This window comes from Herbaspirillum sp. WGmk3, assembly GCF_023952535.1.
GTDB classification, from domain to species: Bacteria; Pseudomonadota; Gammaproteobacteria; order Burkholderiales; family Burkholderiaceae_D; genus Herbaspirillum; species Herbaspirillum huttiense.
Genome location: NZ_JAKYWT010000114.1, coordinates 1 through 253 on the forward strand (window position 1 = coordinate 1; position 253 = coordinate 253).

1 protein-coding gene is annotated in these 253 nt (G+C 59.3%); it reads right to left on the minus strand.

From position 1 onward, the window contains the following. On the minus strand, positions 1 to 253 hold a 253-nt coding region (locus MKD49_RS26125; protein WP_252697757.1), incomplete at both ends, for a S1 RNA-binding domain-containing protein.

The following is a 253-nucleotide window of genomic DNA, read 5'->3' on the forward strand; positions in this document are numbered from 1 at the left end:
GCTGGTCAAACGGGCACCCTTGGCACCCACCGGATCCTTGGTGACCTGTACCAGAACCTGGTCACCGGACTTTAGCACGTGCTCGATGCGCTTATCCTCGCCCTCCTTGCCATACTTGGCCCAATCAACCTCTCCGGCGTAGAGCACAGCGTTGCGACCACGACCAATGTCAATGAAGGCGGCCTCCATCGACGGCAGGACGTTCTGCACTTTGCCCAGGTAGATATTGCCGATCGAGGAGGTGGCAGAAGCG